18 protein-coding genes are annotated in these 17,292 nt (G+C 66.9%); 10 read left to right on the top strand and 8 right to left on the bottom strand.

Going from position 1 to position 17,292, the window contains the following annotated elements; genetic code table 11:
- Positions 1-280 precede the first annotated feature (280 nt).
- Together GO986_RS21370 and GO986_RS21365 are read right to left on the bottom strand one after the other, a co-directional pair.
- On the bottom strand, positions 281-856 hold the full coding sequence (locus GO986_RS21370) for a response regulator transcription factor (RefSeq protein WP_157461545.1): 576 nt from the start codon (positions 854-856) through the stop codon (positions 281-283).
- Between the two features lie 109 nt (positions 857-965).
- Complete coding sequence (locus GO986_RS21365; protein WP_157461544.1) at positions 966-1,898, bottom strand: S1C family serine protease; 933 nt, start codon at positions 1,896-1,898, stop codon at positions 966-968.
- A 100-nt stretch (positions 1,899-1,998) separates the two neighbouring features.
- Here GO986_RS21365 and GO986_RS21360 point away from each other — a divergent pair, with 100 nt between their 5' ends.
- Positions 1,999-2,382 carry an ACT domain-containing protein gene (locus GO986_RS21360; RefSeq protein WP_157461543.1) on the top strand — a complete coding sequence of 128 codons (384 nt, stop codon included), beginning with the start codon at positions 1,999-2,001 and terminating at the stop codon, positions 2,380-2,382.
- Here the strand turns inward: GO986_RS21360 and GO986_RS21355 are convergent.
- The 3 genes from GO986_RS21355 to GO986_RS21345 all read right to left on the bottom strand — a co-directional run bounded on the left by GO986_RS21355 (position 2,369) and on the right by GO986_RS21345 (position 4,935).
- A complete protein-coding gene (locus tag GO986_RS21355; protein ID WP_157461542.1) occupies positions 2,369-2,860 on the bottom strand; it encodes a GNAT family N-acetyltransferase in 492 nt (163 codons plus the stop codon). The two genes, GO986_RS21360 and GO986_RS21355, sit on opposite strands and share 14 nt — an antisense overlap.
- A 254-nt stretch (positions 2,861-3,114) precedes the next feature.
- Positions 3,115-3,999, bottom strand: coding sequence for a TAXI family TRAP transporter solute-binding subunit (locus GO986_RS21350; protein ID WP_157461541.1), 885 nt, complete (start codon positions 3,997-3,999; stop codon positions 3,115-3,117).
- A 165-nt stretch (positions 4,000-4,164) separates the two neighbouring features.
- On the bottom strand, positions 4,165-4,935 hold the full coding sequence (locus GO986_RS21345; protein ID WP_157461540.1) for an SIMPL domain-containing protein: 771 nt from the start codon (positions 4,933-4,935) through the stop codon (positions 4,165-4,167).
- Positions 4,936-5,123: 188 nt separating this feature from the next.
- On the opposite strand from GO986_RS21345, the gene GO986_RS21340 reads away from it, so the two are divergent.
- From GO986_RS21340 to pyrF, 3 genes are all read left to right on the top strand, one after another.
- Complete coding sequence (locus GO986_RS21340) at positions 5,124-6,722, top strand: peptide chain release factor 3 (RefSeq protein WP_157461539.1); 1,599 nt, start codon at positions 5,124-5,126, stop codon at positions 6,720-6,722.
- Between the two features lie 74 nt (positions 6,723-6,796).
- Positions 6,797-7,351, top strand: coding sequence for a C39 family peptidase (locus GO986_RS21335; protein ID WP_232337950.1), 555 nt, complete (start codon positions 6,797-6,799; stop codon positions 7,349-7,351).
- Between the two features lie 163 nt (positions 7,352-7,514).
- Positions 7,515-8,318 (top strand): orotidine-5'-phosphate decarboxylase, encoded by an 804-nt coding sequence (gene pyrF, locus GO986_RS21330; protein WP_157461538.1) that lies wholly within the window; start codon positions 7,515-7,517, stop codon positions 8,316-8,318.
- Between the two features lie 162 nt (positions 8,319-8,480).
- Here pyrF and GO986_RS21325 read toward each other — a convergent pair whose 3' ends face one another.
- Positions 8,481-9,689 carry a cysteine desulfurase-like protein gene (locus tag GO986_RS21325; RefSeq protein WP_157461537.1) on the bottom strand — a complete coding sequence of 403 codons (1,209 nt, stop codon included), beginning with the start codon at positions 9,687-9,689 and terminating at the stop codon, positions 8,481-8,483.
- A 537-nt stretch (positions 9,690-10,226) separates the two neighbouring features.
- Here GO986_RS21325 and GO986_RS21320 point away from each other — a divergent pair.
- From GO986_RS21320 to GO986_RS21305, 4 genes are all read left to right on the top strand, one after another.
- A complete protein-coding gene (locus tag GO986_RS21320) occupies positions 10,227-10,499 on the top strand; it encodes a hypothetical protein (protein WP_157461536.1) in 273 nt (90 codons plus the stop codon).
- Entirely contained in the window at positions 10,500-12,617 is a 2,118-nt protein-coding gene (locus tag GO986_RS21315) for a transglycosylase domain-containing protein (RefSeq protein WP_369409528.1), read from the top strand.
- Between the two features lie 61 nt (positions 12,618-12,678).
- Positions 12,679-13,323, top strand: a complete 645-nt coding sequence (locus tag GO986_RS21310) for a vWA domain-containing protein (protein ID WP_232337949.1) — start codon at positions 12,679-12,681, stop codon at positions 13,321-13,323.
- Entirely contained in the window at positions 13,320-14,846 is a 1,527-nt protein-coding gene (locus tag GO986_RS21305) for a hypothetical protein (protein ID WP_232337948.1), read from the top strand. The genes GO986_RS21310 and GO986_RS21305 overlap by 4 nt, the downstream gene beginning before the upstream one ends.
- A gap of 342 nt (positions 14,847-15,188) precedes the next feature.
- Here GO986_RS21305 and GO986_RS23330 read toward each other — a convergent pair whose 3' ends face one another.
- Entirely contained in the window at positions 15,189-15,548 is a 360-nt protein-coding gene (locus GO986_RS23330) for a DUF6463 family protein (protein ID WP_157461534.1), read from the bottom strand.
- Entirely contained in the window at positions 15,545-16,096 is a 552-nt protein-coding gene (locus tag GO986_RS23555) for a TetR/AcrR family transcriptional regulator (RefSeq protein ID WP_157461533.1), read from the bottom strand. Before GO986_RS23555 ends, GO986_RS23330 begins: the two co-directional genes overlap by 4 nt.
- A gap of 115 nt (positions 16,097-16,211) precedes the next feature.
- On the opposite strand from GO986_RS23555, the gene GO986_RS23130 reads away from it, so the two are divergent.
- Complete coding sequence (locus tag GO986_RS23130; RefSeq protein WP_157461532.1) at positions 16,212-16,964, top strand: hypothetical protein; 753 nt, start codon at positions 16,212-16,214, stop codon at positions 16,962-16,964.
- A gap of 31 nt (positions 16,965-16,995) precedes the next feature.
- A partial coding sequence (locus GO986_RS23590; protein ID WP_439648724.1) for a hypothetical protein occupies positions 16,996-17,292 on the top strand: 297 nt, incomplete at its 3' end.

Here is a 17,292-nt window from a genome sequence, read left to right as displayed (position 1 = left end):
AAAGGCATCCCTGAACCAAGGGGACCTGCACGGTGAAGTGCACGCAATGAGGCAGCGCCTGTTTTGACCTGGAGGTGAGGCACCACTCCAGGTCAACAAGATGCCGCTGTCGAAAAATCCGCCACCCATGGATGACGCCCCTCGCTGAGTCTGGCCACCTGGAATTGTGGGTGCAGACGATTTCCCCGGAGTCCAGCGCAGACGGTTGTTGCTGTCGCATGAGAAGGCCCCTCTGCCAAACCCGCCACCGACTGCTACTGGGTTCCCATTCAGGCCAGCTCTACACGCTCACCAAACCCAACGCAATGCCGCGTGCCACCGCACCGGCCCGGCTCTGGACGCCCAGTTTGGAATACAGCGCTTGCACATGAAACTTGACGGTGCTTTCGCTGACGCCCAGGTCGCGCGCGGCGCGTTTGTTGCTCAGGCCCTCGGCCAGCAGCGCCAGCACGTCATGTTCGCGTGGGGTGAGGGTGACCTCGCCGGCGGGCACCGGGTCGGCTTCGGGCTCGGCGGTCAGCGCCGCTGGCAGCAGCGTCACCAGGCCTGCTGCCGCGCCCAGCACGCCTGCCACCAGTTCCGCCGAGGTGGCATCAGGGGTCAGCGCGGCCCAACCCCCCGTCAGAACACCAGGCAGGACCGCCGCCCACTCGCGCGACCCCAGGGCCACCAGCGCCTGCCCCGCTAGTGCTGGCAGGTCCGGCAGCCAGGCGTCGTCCACAATCAGGACGTCTGCGTCCTCTTCGTCTGCGGCCAGGGGCAGGCCCGCTGCGGCCAGCACGGCCTCAACCCCAGCCGCCCACACCGCCGAGGTCAGGGCGACGCGCACGGTGGGCAGGCTGTCCGGCCGGAACATGCCCGATGTTAAGGCCACCGCGTCTCACCCGGCGAGGGCTTGAGAGGACGCCCCTTGGTGTGTCTATCAGACAAGAGCGACCCCCTGGCTCTGGTGGCACGGGGCACGCTCAGCGTTCGCCTACCGTGACGGGCACGTCCTGCTCCTGTCCAGCGCGCAGCACCCGGAGGGTCAGGGTGTCTTTGGCGCGCTCGCGCACCGCCGAGAGCAGTTCACGGGGGTGACGCATGGGTTCACCGTTCAGGGCCAGCAGCACGTCGCCCACCCGCAGCCCCGCCGCTTCGCCTGGACTGCCCGCCGCCACCTGCACCACCGTCAGCCCCAGGCGGCCCCGTCCACCCCGCCGGCCCTCACGGTCTGGACCGTGGCCCCAGGGACCGCGCGGACCACCCCAGCCGCGCCGGCCCCGGTGGAGGTGGCCGTGCGGGTCCTCGGGCTGGTCTTCACCGGGAAAATGCACGGGCTGAGTGGACAGCCCCAGGTAACCGCGAGGCACCCGGCCCGTGGTGCCCAGCAGACCCGCCACCTTGAGGGCGCGCTCGGCCGGGACGGCCAGCAGTTCGCCGCGCGACACGCCCGCGTTCAGTACGCCCACCAGGCCGCCGCGCGCGTCCACCAGGGCGCCGCCACTGACCCCTCGGAACGGAGCCGCCCCAGCTGGCAGCCAGCCGCGTTCCGGCGCACGCTCCATAAAGCCCAGCGCCGCCTGCACGCCATGCGGGGGACGGCCCACCGCCAGCAGCAGTTCGCCCACCCGCGTGCCCTGGGTGGCGGTCAGGGCGGGGGCGTCTAGTCCAGCCACCCGCAGGAGGGCCAGGTCACTGCCGGGGTCCCGGCCCACCACGGCGGCGCTGAAGGTCTGGCCCTGCGCGTCCACCACGCTCACCTCATCGGTGTGCAGCAGGTGGGCGGCAGTCAGCACCTCGCCGGGGGCGATGACGGTGCCGCTGACGGGCCGCGCCGCACGCACACTCACGACACTTGGGGCTGCCGCTTCAACGGCACTGGCGAGGCCACTCGAAAGTTCAGAAAAGGTTGTCATGGCCCTATGGTGCGCCCCCGGCCGGTCAAACACGCCCTCCGCCTGGCCAGTCTCCTGCCCTGGCCAAATGGTGGGGGCCAGCGCCCGGTAGGCTGCGGGCATGCACCTGACCCTGACGGTCCTGAGTGGCGATTACGCCGTGTCACAGCTGCCTGGCGGGAGCCCTCTCCCACTCTGGGCCACCCAGGGCGAGGTCTGGTGTGTGGTGGGCGCCCCCGATGAACTGTCGGTGGTGGGCGCCGCTGACGCCGTGCCGGCAGGCGTGACCACCCAGCCTGGCTGGCGCGCCCTGAAACTGGCTGGGCCGTTTGACTTCAGCCTCACCGGCATTCTGGCCAGCGTCCTGAATCCGCTGCGTGACGCTGACGTGGGCATTTTTGCGCTGTCCACATTCAATACCGACTATGTGCTGGTGGCAGGCGCCGACCTGGGCCGGGCAGTGGCCGCCCTGCGCGCAGCCGGACACGTGGTCAACCCGGCCTGACCAGGCGATAGTGCCGCACCGGCACGACCTCCCCCTGGTAGGGTTCCGGTGGGCCCCAGCCCACGGCCTGAAAGCCCAGTCGGGCCAGCAGGGCGTGAGAACGGGCGTTGGGTTCATGCACCTGCGCTGTGACTCCCTGCAGTTCCTGCGCCCAGGCCCAGGCCAGCAGCGCCCGGCACCCCTGAGCGGCAATGCCCTGCCCCCACAGCGCCCGCTCGCCCACCGCGATGCCCAGTTCACCGCTCTGCGCGGTCAGGTCGGCCAGGTCAGCGTACCCCACCAGTCGCCCGTCCAGCGTCAGGCCAAAGCGGCGAAAGGTCGGGTCGCGGGCGGCTATCAGGCTCTGCCAGTGGCGCCGCACCACGCGCGCGGCCAGGCCCGGCGTCCAGCCAGCGGCGCGGCAGAACTCGGGGTCGGCGGCCCAGTGCACCGCCGCTTCCTCGTCGCCACGGTGGAGGGGGCGCAGAGCGACGGTCATGCGGCCCACTGCGCCTGACCTTCAGCAGACCCGCGCAGGTTGACCCTGGGCCGCCGCCCAGCCAGAGGTGTCATGACCTCAGGGTACAGGCTCTGTCAGGCTTGCCCTGAAGAACTTTGACAGCCGTGGTCAGGAGCACAGCCTCGTCCCGGTAACCCCGGCCTGAGGACAGCGGGGCACCGGCGCTGCCAAGACGATGCGGCCCCCTGAAACATGCGCGAATGCCGCAGCAACCAGCGGCCGACCACCTCGGCTTACTTGAACCGGGGCCAGGTCTGTTCTTTAAAGGTCACGTCAGTCCACTTGGGGTGAAAGCCCTGGGTTTCTTGCAGCTGGGTCAGCTTGGACAGGGCGCACTTCTGGTAGGCCAGCAGGGCGGCTCGGCGTTCGGGGGTCTTGAAGTCGCGCGTGACCAGCAAGCGCTGCACGGCGTAGGTGCCCACATTCCCGCCCAGACCGGCGTAACGCAGCGTGGCCGGCCGGTAAAACCCATTGACGCGCGCCGGCGCGATGTCCAAGGGCAGCAGGCGGTAAGCGGCAGGGCTCAGGGCTTTGACCCAGTCCACAGGCTGCCCGGCCACCGCCAGCACGGCGTCCACCTGGCCCGCGCTCAGGGCGGCCAGCGCCTCTTCACGGCCCTGGTACTCCTGAATAGTCAGAGGCAGGCCTGACTTGGCACTGAGCACGCGCGCGGTCACCACGCTGCCGCCCCAGGCGCCCAGCTTGCGGCCCCTGAGGTCACTGAACTTCTGAACACCGCTGACCGTCGTCTTGCCCAGCAAGTTGGTCTTCACCACGGCGGGCCGCGCCAGCAGATGAATCTCGTCGAAATTCAGAGGCAACAGCGTTTTCAGGGCGCGCACCCGCTCGTCGTGGTCAATCTGGTCGCGGGCCTTGAGCACGTCCAGCTGCACGAACGCCAGCGACACCTGGTTGTTCAGCAGCAAGTCCAGATTTTCCACGCTGCCCGAGGTCTGCCGCTGGCGCAGGAACGAGGCGCCGGTACACACCTGCCCCAGGTCACGGAACATATCGGCGGCTGTGCTGCCCTTGGGGCTGGTGGCCACATCCAGGTAAGCGGGGGACGCGGCGCTGGCCGGCGCACTGAGCAGCAGCAGAACAAGGAGTGGTCGGGTCATGGTCAGGGCCTCCTGGGCGGTGAGAACGAGAAGACTTCCTCTGCTCTCATCACAGCAGGCCCTGTTCAGCTCTCTGTCAGCGCTCTGGCCCTGAGGCCCTCCCACTGTCAGCCGAGGTTCAGGGGGCGGCGCCCACGGTCCACTTAACCCCTAAGCTGAAGGGGGTTACCTCACCACAAAATCAATCTCGACCACGGCCGTCACGTCCTTTTCCAGGCTGCGGGTGTCGTAGCTGCCACTGTCTTCCACGCTGGTTTCAAAGCGCGGCGTGATCTGAAAAACGCCCATGCGGGCATTTTTGACGGCGCCGACCTCGTTGCCCGCGCTCTCGGCAATGGCCTGGGCGCGGCGCTGGGCGTCCTGACTGGCATCTTTCAGGAGGGCCAGGCGCACGTCGGCCAGCTTGGTGTACAGGTAGCTGATGGCGCCACTTTCCACCGTGACGCCCCCGGTGCTGGCGTCCACGAAGCTGGCGGTGGCGGCCCCCACCGCGGTCTGAATCTTGGCGATATCGCCCGATTGGGCGCGGTACGCCTGGCTGACCACGTAGCGCGTGCGCTCGACTTCCTCGTTCTCGCCGCCGATGGTTTCAATGACGGTATAGGTTTCGGGGGCGGCGCTGACCGGCTCGCGGCGCAGCTCCTCGGCGCTGAAGTTCTGTCCGCGCACAAAGCGGTCCAGGGCCGGCTGCGCGGCGCGGAACTGTGCGTAGGCCGCCTGCAGGCTGTCCTCACTCTCGCTGCGCACCGTAAACGTCCACACCGCCAGGTCCGAAGTAATGGACCGCCGGGCGCTGCCGGTGACGTTAATCACGTCGCTGGCATTTTTCAGGTCGGTCAGGCCGCGCACCACAAAGATGCCGGTCGCCACAAAGGCCGCGGAGGCGATGGCGGTGGCCAGAACGGCGGCCCAGCCGGCGCGTGAGGCAGAGGTCATGCCCTCAGCCTACGCCCTTTTGGCCCTGGGTCACGGCCCCAGATGACGGCTGGCCCCCGCGCCCGCTATCATGGCCGCATGACGGTTCTCCTCACGCCCCCGTAGCGAGAGTCGAGACCGCGTTTGTTTCCCTCAGTCTCAGCGTCACACTGGGCCGCGCCCCGTTTTTGTGGCCCGCAGGAGTCCCCATGACCAGCCCCGACATCAACCCCGCCGCGCTGCCACAGGAAATTGCCCGGCGCCGCACCTTCGCCATCATCTCGCACCCAGACGCCGGGAAGACGACCATCACCGAAAAACTGCTGCTCTACGGCGGCGCCATTCAGGAAGCCGGCAGCGTGACCGCCAAAGAGGGCCGCTCTCACACCAAGTCCGACTGGATGAGCATTGAGCAGCAGCGCGGCATCTCTATTTCCAGCAGTGCGCTGACCTTCGAGTACCAGGGGCGGCACGTCAACCTGCTGGACACCCCTGGTCACCAGGACTTCAGCGAAGACACCTACCGCACCCTGACGGCCGCTGACAGCGCCCTGATGGTGCTGGACGCCGCGCGTGGAGTGCAGGCCCAGACCGAGAAATTGTTCGCCGTGTGCCGCAACCGCGGCATTCCCATCCTGACCTTCGTGAATAAGATGGACCGCCCCGCCCAGGACCCCTTTGAGCTGATTGCTCAGGTGGAAGGCATTCTGAAAATCACGGTGGTGCCGCTGACCTGGCCGATTGGCGACGGCCCAGACTTTAAAGGTGTATATGACCTGCAAACCGGGCAAGTGCTGGCCTTCGAGCGCACCTCGGGCGGCAAGCACCGGGCGCCTGTGCAGACGGCTGGCCTGGACGACCCGCAACTAGACGCCTTAGTGGGCGCGGACCTGGCCGCCAAGCTGCGCGAAGACGTGGAGCTGATCCAGGGGGCCATGCCCGAATTCGAGGCGGACGCGTTCCTGAACGGCGAACTGACTCCTGTCTTTTTCGGCAGTGCCATGAACAACTTCGGTGTGGAGCACTTCCTGCAGAACTTTGTGGAGCTGGCCCCGCCGCCCGGCCCAGTCGAGACCAACTTGGGCGAGCGCGCCCCGGAAGCAGGTTTTGCGGGCTTCATCTTCAAGTTGCAGGCGAACATGAGTCGGGCCCACCGTGACCGCACCGCCTATATGCGCGTGATGAGCGGCCACTTTGAGCGCGGCATGGACGTGACCCACACCCGCACCGGCCGCAAATTGCGTCTCAGTCAGGCGCACACCCTGTTTGCCCAGGACCGCGAAAAGGTCGAAGAAGCCTACCCCGGCGACATCGTGGGTCTGGTGAACCCCGGCGTTTTCCAGATTGGCGATGTGGTCAGCGTGGACGCCAAAGTTGCGCTGCCGGGCTTTCCCCGCTTTACTCCGGAAACTTTTGCCACCGTTGCCCTGAGGGACGTGGGCAAACGCAAGGCCTTTATGAAGGGCCTGACCCAGCTGGCCGAAGAAGGCGTCGTGCAGGTCTTCTACCCCACCGACGGCGCGCGCGACCCCTACCTGGGCGCCGTGGGGCCGCTGCAATTTGAGGTCTTCCAGGCCCGCTTGCAGGAGGAATACGGCGTGGACGTGGAAATGAACATCACCAGCTACGGGCTGGTGCGCTGGCTGGCCGGCGATCCTGCGGGCGTGGCCCGCTTTGCCCGCCACGTGGAAGACGACCAGGGACGCCCCGTCATGCTGTTCCGCAGCCGCTACGACCTGGAATACACCGCTGAGCAGCACCCAGAAATCGAGTTTCTGCCGCTGCCAAAAGATTTGACGCGGGTGTAGCAGGGCTAGGGGTGCGGGACTCACCACGCCTCCTGAAAGGTTCCCGTGACGCGCCGCGTGCCATCCTCTGCCGGATGCGCGCGGCTTTTTGTGTTGCCCTGTTGGGCCTGTCTTCGTCGGCGCTGGCCGCCACCCCGCCCGGCTATGTCCTGAAAGGCATGCCGTTGGTGCGCCAGACCTACAACGCCTGCGGCCCGGCCAGCCTGACGCAGGTGCTGGGGTACTTTGGCCTGAAGGTGAACATGGCCGATGTCAGCCGCCAGACCCGGCCCACCGAACGCTCTTACATGAGCGCCCAGGCCATCGTGCGGTTTGCGCCGCAGGTCGGTATGGAAGCCCGGCTGTATTCGGGGGGCAACCTGAACACGGTCAAGGCCGCTATTCGCAGCGGTCTGCCCGTCATTGCGCTGCAATCGCACATCACGGCTGCCGGGCAGGTTATTCCGCACTGGCGGGTGCTGGTGGGTTACAACGACCAGTCCGGGCAGGTGTACATCATGGACCCGCTGCTGGGCTACGTCGCCATGCGCTACAGTGATATGGCGCGCGTCTGGGCCGACCAACACGGCCAGTTTGCCCTGATGTACCCCCCGAAGCTGGCCACGACCGTTAAAAAAGTGATCGGGTAGATGCCGCGGTAGAAAGCGGGGGCCTTGTCCTCTAGGGCCCAGCAGAAGAGGCGGTGCTGGAAGTGGCCTAGTGCATGCCCCGGCTGGCGCCGATTCGCCCTGCCCGAACGGCCGCTCGGCTAACGCCCTGGGGCAGCGCGCCCCCCGTGTTAGCCTCGGGCCGATGACGTTTGCCCAGGCCGTGACCGATCGCACCCGCCGCCTCAACACGCGCCTGTGTGTGGGCCTTGATCCGCGTCTAGACGCTTACCGCGACCTGGCCCACCTGCGCGCCCACACCCTGGATGTGCTGGAGGCCACCGCCCCCTACGCCGCCTGCGTCAAGCCTCAGTTGGCCTTCTACGAGGCGGCGGGCCTAGCCGGCCTCCAGGTGCTGGAGGAGGTCTGCGCCGCTGCCCACACTCTGGGCCTGCCGGTGCTGCTGGACGGCAAGCGCGGCGACATCGGCTCAACGGCGCAGGCGTATGCCCAGGGCTGGCTGACTGGCCGCCACGCCGGCGCCGCCCTGACCGTCAACCCATTCCTGGGCTTTGAAACGCTGACGCCCTTCGTGGACACTGCCCGCACCCACGGCGGCGCGGTGTTCGTGCTGGTCAAAACCAGCAATCCAGGCCAGGCCGACCTGCAAGGCGAGGGCGTCAGCGAGCGGGTGGCCGACGAGGTCACGCGCCTGAATGCCCAGGAAGACGGCGAGTACGCCAGCGTGGGCGCCGTGGTGGGCGCCACCCATCCGCGCGACTTGGCCGCCTTCCGGGCCCAGATGCCCCGCGCCCTGCTGTTGCTACCTGGCCTGGGGGCGCAGGGGGCCACCGCCGCTGACCTGGCCCCCGCCTTTGACCTTGGCGGCACAGGCGCTCTGGCCAGCGCCAGCCGGGGCGTGCAGTACGCCCGTGGACTGGATGTGAACGCCAGTGTGGCGGCCGCGCAGACCTTCCGCGACGAACTGAATGCTGTGCTGAAGGCCTGATACGGATTCCGTCTACTCCGTGAACGCAGTAGGAGAGAACTGATGCGCTCACGCTACGCCCTTCAGCCCACCTGTTCTCCTGCTCGCTCTGCGGTGCAGCTGTCCCAGTCCACTCGACTTGAATCACTGCTACCAGCGATTCAAGCGGAGTCCGTCTGAGGCTCAGGCCAGGCCGTCTAGCAGTCGCGCTATGTCCTCCTCGGTCGTGTAATGGGCAATGCTGGCGCGCACCACGCCCTGCGGATACAGGTCCAAATCCTTGAGGGGCTGCACGGCGTAGAAATGGCCAGCAGCCACATCCACCCCGCGCGCGGTCAGGCGCAGCGCCGTCTGTTCGGGCGTTTCCCCCACCACGCGAAAGGCCACCGTGCCCACGCGGCCCTGGGTGCCCTGCGGGCCGTACACCGTCACGAGGTCGTGGGCCAGCAGGCCGTCCACCAGCCCCGCCATGACGGGGGCCTCTAGGGCCTGAATACGGGCCGAGGCGGCCTCCAGCGCGGGGCGGGTCAGCTCGGCGTGGCCGCCCAGCTCGCGCAGATAGTCCAGCGTGCCCAGCCAGCCGGCCAGCAGCTCAAATTGCGGGGTGCCGTGTTCCAGGCCGGTGATGTCGCCCTGGGGAATGAATTCCAGCCGTGGCCAGGGCAGCGTGGCGCGCAGGTCGGGGCGAATCCACAGGGCGCCCAGATGCGGCGCCCAGACTTTGTAGGGGCTGAAGGTCACGAAGTCGGCGCCCCAGGTCTGCACATCCGGGAAGCTATGCGGCGCGGCGTGAACAGCGTCCACGATGGTCCAGGCGCCAGCGGCGCGGGCCAACGCGGTGATGGCTGGAATATCGGGCGTGATCCCCAGGGCATTGCTGGCGGCCGTGACGGCCACCAAGCGCGTCTGGGACGACAGCAGCGCCGAGAGGTCGTCGGGGTGCAGGGTCATGTCCGGCTGGCGGGCATGCCAGACCTTGACCGTGACGCCTTGCCGCTCCAGTTCGCGCCAGGGGCTGGCGTTGGACTCGTGTTCTAAGCCGCTCAGAATAATTTCGTCGCCGGGTCCCCACAGCCGGGCGAAGGCAGCGGCCAGCCGGAAGGTTAGGGCCGTGGCACTCTGCGCCAGCGCCACGTCTTCGGGGGCGGCATTCAGGAATAAGGCGGTGGCTTCCCGTGCCCGGTGCTTGAGGGCAAGAATCTCGCGGCCGGGCTGGTGGCCCGGCATGGCGTTGGTGGCTCCGTAGCGCGTGAGGTGATCGGTCACGGCAGCAATGGCACGCGTGGGCAGCAACCCGCCCGCCGCATTGTCCAGATACGCGCGCCCGCTCTGCAGGGGTGGGAACTGGGCACGCAGGTCGTCACGGGTGGGCAGGGGGGCGGTCAGGGTCATGGCTGCGAGTCTAGTCCTCTGACTCGGGCCATAGACCAGACAATAAACGCCTCGGCCTAAGCCCTTTTTCAGAGGCTCTACGCGCGCAGATGGCAGATGCCGGAGAACAGCCACCGCTTTAGCGTGAGACATGACAGAAGCCCAGCGCCCCAGCCGCACCTTTAGGCGCAATTATGTCTGCCTGGAGCACCGAACTGTCGGCCGCGCCAGCTTCACCGCCCCGCGCTGCCCCATATGTCAATCGGCCATGCGCAGCTGCGGAACACGCTGGCGGATTCCGAAGCGAACAGACAACCGAGGTTGGCACAAGCTTGAGAAGTTCGCGCAGCGGCTAGAGAGCTGGACAGTAGAGCACCGTTTCACTGACGGGCAGGTCAGAGGACAGCAGAGTGAATACCGGAGCGAGTACCACCTCAGGCGAATGGTCCGCCGGCCTGGCGCCTGAAAGCAAAGCCCCCTATCTTCCCACCCTTTAACTCCCGTCCAATCGTCCAAAGGTGTGATGCGGGCCTCATGCGGTTTCCCTATCCTGCGGCCATGAGTTTCGTGCGTAAGCCCCGGCCCTACTCGTCGGGTCTGCCGTCGGCACCGCTGCCTGCGCCCGCAGCGCCGAAAGTGCGCCGTGAACGCCCGGCCCGGACGCCGCGTGCCCGCGCGCCCCGGTCGTCCTGGGCAGGAGCAGTCACGGCGCTGGCTGGCCTGGGCGCCCTGCTGGTACTCGTGGTCGGCCTGAGTGGACTGTGGAATCAGGTCACGCGCGACTGGCAGTTTCGCGCGGCGGCCGCCGGCGTGCTGGACGTGGTGCGCTGAGTGCTCCAGACCCTCGTGCGCCGCTGGCGTAACCCCTGGCCCCGCACCCCCTTTGTGCGGCGGCCCCAGCCCTGGACACTGCGCCGGATTTTACGGGCGGCCCTGGCTACTGTCGGGGTCCTGACCCTAGGCACGGTGGCCCTGGGCCTGGCCGGAGCAGCGGGCACCGGAGCCCTGGGCCGGGTGTGGAACCTGCGAGCCGAACTGCAACCTATTGAGGTGCAAGACCGCCGGGGCGCGGCCCTGGGTGTCATTGACCACTGCCAGGAGGGCGGCGCGGTGAACGCCGTGCCCTGCCGAGAATCGCTGAGTGTGCCGCTGACTGGCGTGTCGCCCGCTTTCTTGCTGGCCTATATCGCCAAGGAGGACGTGCGGTTCTTCGCCCATGTGGGCGTTGATCCTGGCCGCCTGCCCCGCGCCCTGCTGACCGGCGCTGGCGGCAGCACCATCACCATGCAACTGCTAAAAAACAGCGTGCTGGCCGGGCACTTTGATTACGACACCGACCGGCGTGGGCCGCTGCTGACCCTGACCCGTAAGGCCACTGAATTTGTTCTGGCTCCACTCGTGACGTGGCGCTATGGCCGGCGCGAGGTGCTGGCCATGAGCGTCAACAGCCTCCCCTGGATTGGCATTGGGCAGCGCAAGGGCATTTATGACGCCTCGCGCGCGGTCTTTGACACAGAGCCCGCCGACCTGACGCTAGCCCAGAGCGCCTTTCTGGTGGGCCTGCTGCCAGCGCCTGGGCGCTACCTGGTGACCGCAGAGACGCCCCCCGAAACGGCCACGGCCCGCTTCCGCTGGATGCGCACCCAGCAGCTGACCACCCTAAGGATTTTGCGCACCCAAGGCCTGATTGACGACCCCACCTTTCAGGCCGCTGTCGCCACGCCCCTTGAGCCCCGGCTGTGGCAGGTGGAGTACGCCGGTAGCGGCGCTGACCTGCGCGTCGTATCGGCCACCCGCAATCCCGACTACAGCAATGAGCCAGAGCCCGTCTGGGCTATGCAGGAACTCGTGCGCCGTGAACTGCGCTCGGCTGGCCTGGAGCCGCGCCGGGTGGGCCGAGTGGTGCTGACGGTAGACGCCGCCGCTCAGGCCGCCCTGACCACGCGGGTACGCGGCGAGGGCGTTACCGGCGAGCGGGCCCCCGGCGTGGCCGAGGGCGCGGCGATTGTGGACGTGCGCGGCGGCGGCATCGTGGCGCTGGCCAGCAGTACAGGCGGCCTCCAAAGCAGCGAACCGGGCCGGCAGTGGGCGGCGTCAGCAGGGCGACCCGTGGCCAGCACGGTTAAGCCGCTGCTGTATGCCCTGGCCTTCGGCGAGGGTGTCACGCAGCTGAGCACCTATGCCGACCAGCCCACCCGCTATGCCGGGCAAGCCATCAGCAACAGCACCCAGACCTTCCTGGGCCGCGCCGTGACCGTGCGCGAAGCCAACGCCCGCAGCCTCAACACGGTGGCCGTGCAGGTGGGCACGCCGCGCGAGGAAGCTCTGCGGCGGACCCTCAGTGCCCTGAACTACCGCCCCGACCCCGAAAACCGCTCCAGCCCCGCCCTGGGCACCTTCCGCGCCTCGCCGCTGGCCGTGGCGGCGGCGTATGCCAGCTTTGCCAATGGGGGCAGCCTCTGTCAGCCGCACCTGCTGGCCGAGGTTTATGACCGCGCCGGGCGGCCCCTGCCGCTGCCGCGCCCAGCCTGCGCCCCGCTGTGGGACGAGGTGGTGGCGTACCAGACCTTTGACCTGCTGAATGGGGCGGTCAGCAGCAGCGCCGGTCACGTTCCGTTCCTACGCCCCAGCCTGGCCCAGCGCTTTGCGGGCAAGACCATGCCGCTGGGCGCCAAATCCGGCACCACCGACGACGTGAACGACACCTGGTGCGCCGCCGTGACCCCGCAGTACGCGATGGCCGTCTGGATTGGCGACCCCGACGGCCGCCAGAGTGTACCTGTGGACCTCTACCGCGCCCAGACCGCCTGCCGCGAGGTGGGCCTGCTGCGCGACTTGCCGCACGACCGCCGTTCGATGACCCCGCCGCCCGGCATCACCCTGGTCGGCGGGGTCGCCGTGCCCCTGGCAGGCCTGAAGCCGCGCAACCCCACACCACCCACGCCCTAGAGGTCTTTGAGTTATGGTTCTGTCTTCCCTCCTGACTTTGTCTCTCCTGCTACCCACCCCCATGAGCGCCTCCAGCCTGCTGGGCCTGTCCACGCCGCCGCTGCACTTCACCGTGGCGGTGGACATGACCGGCAGCAGCAAGAATCCTGCTTTCAAGTACGCCGACCAGGCGCGGCTGCTCTCGCAGAGCGTGCTGCTTAACCAGCTGCGCTCAGGGGACACGCTGACGCTGCTGCGCATCTGTGAAGGGGTACAGACGGTGGCCGATTTCAAGTTTTCTTCCAAGAACGGAGCCAGGATGGCCAAAGCCGACATCCTGCGCTACACCGCCGCCCTGACCAAGCCGTGTACCGGCAAGGGCAGCGCGATTACGGCGGGCCTGGCCCAGGCGGCCCGGCGGTCCACCCAGACGGCCGGCGTGGGCGACGTGGTGGTGCTGTTTACCGACGGCGCCCTGCTGGACGACCCAAAGCGGGCGTCGGTGAGCAGCACCATGAAAGGGCTACTGGCCGCCCAGACCACGCGGCTGCTGTTCGTGGCGGGCCTGAGCCCTGAGCCGGGGGCAGGGGGGGTGTCGGTGCGCGACTCGTTCGTGAAGGCGCTGGGTACCAGCGGCAGCCACAGCAAGCTGCTGCTGGCCGGGGCCTACGACCTCTCGAACGTGTACCCCACCTTCGCGAATGTCGTGAAAGGAGCGCGGCGATGACCGAGCGGCCTGAACCTCTTTCCCCCACCTCCCTCTCTCCTGACCCCGCCCCCGAGTTCCGGCCCCTGTCGCGTGTGACCCTCAGCGGCCCCGATCTGGGCGACGTGAATCTGGAGTTTGCCGAGGAGAAGGCCGCAGCGCCTCTCCCAACGCTTCCGAAGGCCCCGGATCTGGTTCCTGCTCCAGACGACTTTGACCCCCGCCTCTACGAGCCGGCCCTGCCGCGCCCCGACCCACTGGCGGCTGAGGGCTTTATGCCAGTGCTGACGCCAGGACACTTCGTGACCCTTCTGGACGACCTGCGCGGTGAACTGCAATTGATTCCGGCCGAGGCCGCGCGCGCCGCCCTGGTGTCGCGCTCACGGCTGCTGACGCTAAACGTGGAGCAGTACCGGGTCAACTACGACCTGGCCCGCGTGACCCTGAACCGGGTGCTGGCCGAAACCGGGATGGGCGTGCGGGGTAGCTGGGCGCGGCAGCAGGAACACCTGGCCTTTATGAATGCCGCCAGCAGCGGTGTAGAGCGCGCCTACGAGCAGGCCACCGCCGAAATTGAGCAGGCCCGCGCCGATCGCTTCGAGGCCCTGACCCGCGCAGGCGTGCGCCCCGACACCGTCACGGCCGAGGACTTTTACACCCAGCAGGCCGCTGCTCAGCTGGCCGCCGAGGGCCACACCGTGCGCCCACCAGAACAGAAAAGCGGCTCCAAGCGCGTATTTAACGGCTTTGCGGTGTTCAGCAAGTTCTTCGTGGGGATTATCAGCGGGGTCAGCATCAACCTGCTGTTTAACCCTGAATCCCGGCTGTACCTCACCCTGATTGCCCTGACCGCCGGGGTCATGTTCAGCGTGCTGCTGCTGTGGCTGGTGGACGAACTGGCCTACCGCGCCAAGCTGGCCCCCAGCACGCCGGGGATGGCGCGCCCCAGCGCCTACCTTGCCGGGATTGCCGCCGTGGTGGTCCTCTACCTGGGCGTGGAAGGTTACCTGAACTGGGACGGCATTCTGCGCACCACGCAGGAAATTGCCGCCAACGCCGCGCAGCAAGGGCAACTGACCGACCTCAGCGCCGCGCCTGAGGACACGGGCTTTACGCCGCACTGGTCGCTGCTGGTGTTTACCCTGGCCCTGGTGGGGATGGCGGCGGGCGCCGCGCTGATTCAGGGCCGAGAACGGGCCAGAACGGTTCTGGAACGGGAACGGCTGGGCGCGCGCGTGGCGCTGCTGAGGGGGCAGGGCGCGTGGCAGGAAGCCGCCCGCGCCGCCGACCGCGTGGCGTATCTGGAAGACGCCCGCGACCGCCTGGCTCCCCCACGCGACGTGACCAGCCCCGACCACGCCCGCCTGAACGAGCGCGTGCTCAGCCACTGGGAACAGGAGCGCGACACCCAGGTGCAGGACGTGACCGCCGCCCTGATTCGGGAAGCCCGAGCCCTGCAAGAGACGTTGGAAGAGTTTGCCGCGCAGGTACAGGCCGCCCGCTTTCCAGCGCCGCGCCGGGGCCTGGGCCGCCTGCTGGGCTAAGCGCTGGTGAGCGGAACAAAGGGGGAATCGCAGGGAATAGGGCGTGTAGGCCAAGTGATAATTCCAGACAGACCAGCGTCTGGCTAAGCTACGGGTATGTCTGACCTCGTGAACTACCGTTATCTCTGGGACGGCTTTGCGCCAGAGTAGGTGATTGCGCATCTCGATCGCGAAGAGCTCTTTCTGTTCAACCTTCAGACCGGCCAGGGCATGGCGATTCTTAATGGCGAACCCGACCTCATGGACAGCATCCTGCGATGCATGCGGGAGGCAGGGCGCCCTGGCGATCCACCACAGCCTCGCCTCAGACGCACCTGCCCGCTACCCCAGTTACCACACAGATCATGCGGCCTGCCACACGCCCTGCTGCTTCAGGGTGAGGGCTGCAGCCAGCGTCACGAGCGGAAAGCCGCTGAGGGGCATGGCGACCGTGCCCAACACCCCCAGGGTCAGCCACCCCCAGACAAAGGTGGCAGGCAGAGCTTCTCCTCGCGCCTCGAAGACCGCGACCAACTGCCCCAGCCCGTACAGCAGCGCGCCGCTCAGCATAAACCAGAAGGCCGCTACGCGGTCCCAATGCGGCTCAACTGCATTGAAGAGGCCTGCGTTCACCCATGCCAGGAGCGGCTCACGGTACAGGATGAGCCCCACCAGCAGGTGCAGGAGCGCCAGAAGTTTTAACCAGACATTCGCTTTTTTCACGCCTCGCCTCCGGGAGCCGGCAGCAAGTGCCGGTGCAGCAGTTCGGTGATCTGCAAGTATTCTTCGCCTTGAAGGCGCGGCTGGAGCTGCCCTGCACCCAGGTACAGCGCGTAGCCCAGACGGGCCAGCAGGTACCCTTGATCGGGACAACCCACGATTTGCGTGAACAGATCTGCCAGGTACGCGGTGCGGCGCTCATCCATCCGCTCCACCAGCGCACGGGCTGCTGGGTCGCGCTCAGCCCATTGCCGCACGGCCTGGTCATCTGCTGGGTCCAGGCGGCTGACCGCCACTGTCAAGAGGCGCAGTTGCTCGGTTGGAGGCAACTGGTGGTCGATGGCGTCCACCACGTCGGCGAACCCCATCTGTTCCAGATGCACTAAGAGTTCAGCCCTGTAGGCGGGCAACCCCGCAAAGTGGTGATAAAAAGACCCCTTCGTCAGGCCCATATAGCTGATCAGTCCGTCCACCGTTAGACCTGCTTCGCCTTGAGTGCTCAGCACTTTGAGCCCCGCGTCCAGCCAGTCCTTTCTCCTCGTGCGTGCCATAACAAGCTAAACATACCGTACCTTTTGGTATGAAATGGGGTCGATTGTCCTGCACTACGGCGTGTAGGCCAAGGTGCGTTGGTATTGAGGAGGGCAGTCGTGTTGAATACCAGGCGTGACGACGTCCCCGGTTCTCTCGCCTGCCCTTCAGGACAGCATCAAGCACCTCTATCAGGTGTTTGAGCGGTACCCATTGCGACGGCATATCGAGGGCTGCGCCTGTGGGTGTCTTCCCTCAGGCGCAGCAGAGGAACTGCCTGCAGTTCCTCTGCATGATCTGACGGGACCGCACCTGAGTCTGTTCAGCGTGAAAACCATGACCACGTGGGGGGACGACGTTGATTTCAAGCACTTCCTTCCCCGTCTCCTGGAACTCATCGCGCATGATCAGTTGAGTGCGGTTGAAATCCTGTTGGGCAAACTGACCTACAGCCAGTGGTGGTCATGGACAGATCAGGAGTCCAGGGCTGTGGACGCCTTCCTGCATGCCTGGTGGGACGACGTCCTGGCACGGGAAGACGCCGAGGACCCTTGGGAACCGTGCGAGGTGGCCGCCGTGCTTGAGTGCATTGCTCAAGCAGCGCACGATCTGACGCCTTACCTCACTCACTGGGCTAAGATCGATAGCCCATTTGCTGTGCAGCATCTGGCCGCCTTCGTGTTGTCTGAAGCCGATGGCCTGGGGCAGGGCCAGTTACAGGGAGCCTATTGGACAATCCGGACAGCGCAGGCACAACAGGTCGTGCAGTGGTTGCTGGACAGTCAGCAGCAAGCTTGGCTTGAGTCTGCAGCGCCCACACAGACTGATACGACACGGCGTGAACAGCTCGAAATGGCCGCATATACCTTATCCGTTGCCAAGCGCTAAACCAGAAGTCGCGCCTTAGAGCCAAAGCAGGATGGCGGCGATCGTCAACCACCTTGGGAAGTTCACCGCGCTTGTCATATCGGGTGGTGATCCGGCGAAAGTGTTTAAGGCGGCCAACCAGACGTTCAATCTTGTTTCGCTCCTTGTAAAGGGTTGCATCAAAACAGAGGTTCAGCCCCTGATCCTTTCGCCTGGGAATGGTGACTTGAATGCCACGGCTGTGCAGGTAGGTCCGCACGGTGGTGTAGCTGTAGCCTTTGTCACCCACGACGCCATCAGGGGGGATTCGTGGTCGTCCCCGTCCGCCACGAGCGACTGCGCCTGTTTC

This window comes from Deinococcus arboris (genome assembly GCF_009755355.1).
Classification (GTDB): domain Bacteria; phylum Deinococcota; class Deinococci; order Deinococcales; family Deinococcaceae; genus Deinococcus; species Deinococcus betulae.
This window is presented reverse-complemented; position numbering and strand designations above follow the sequence as displayed.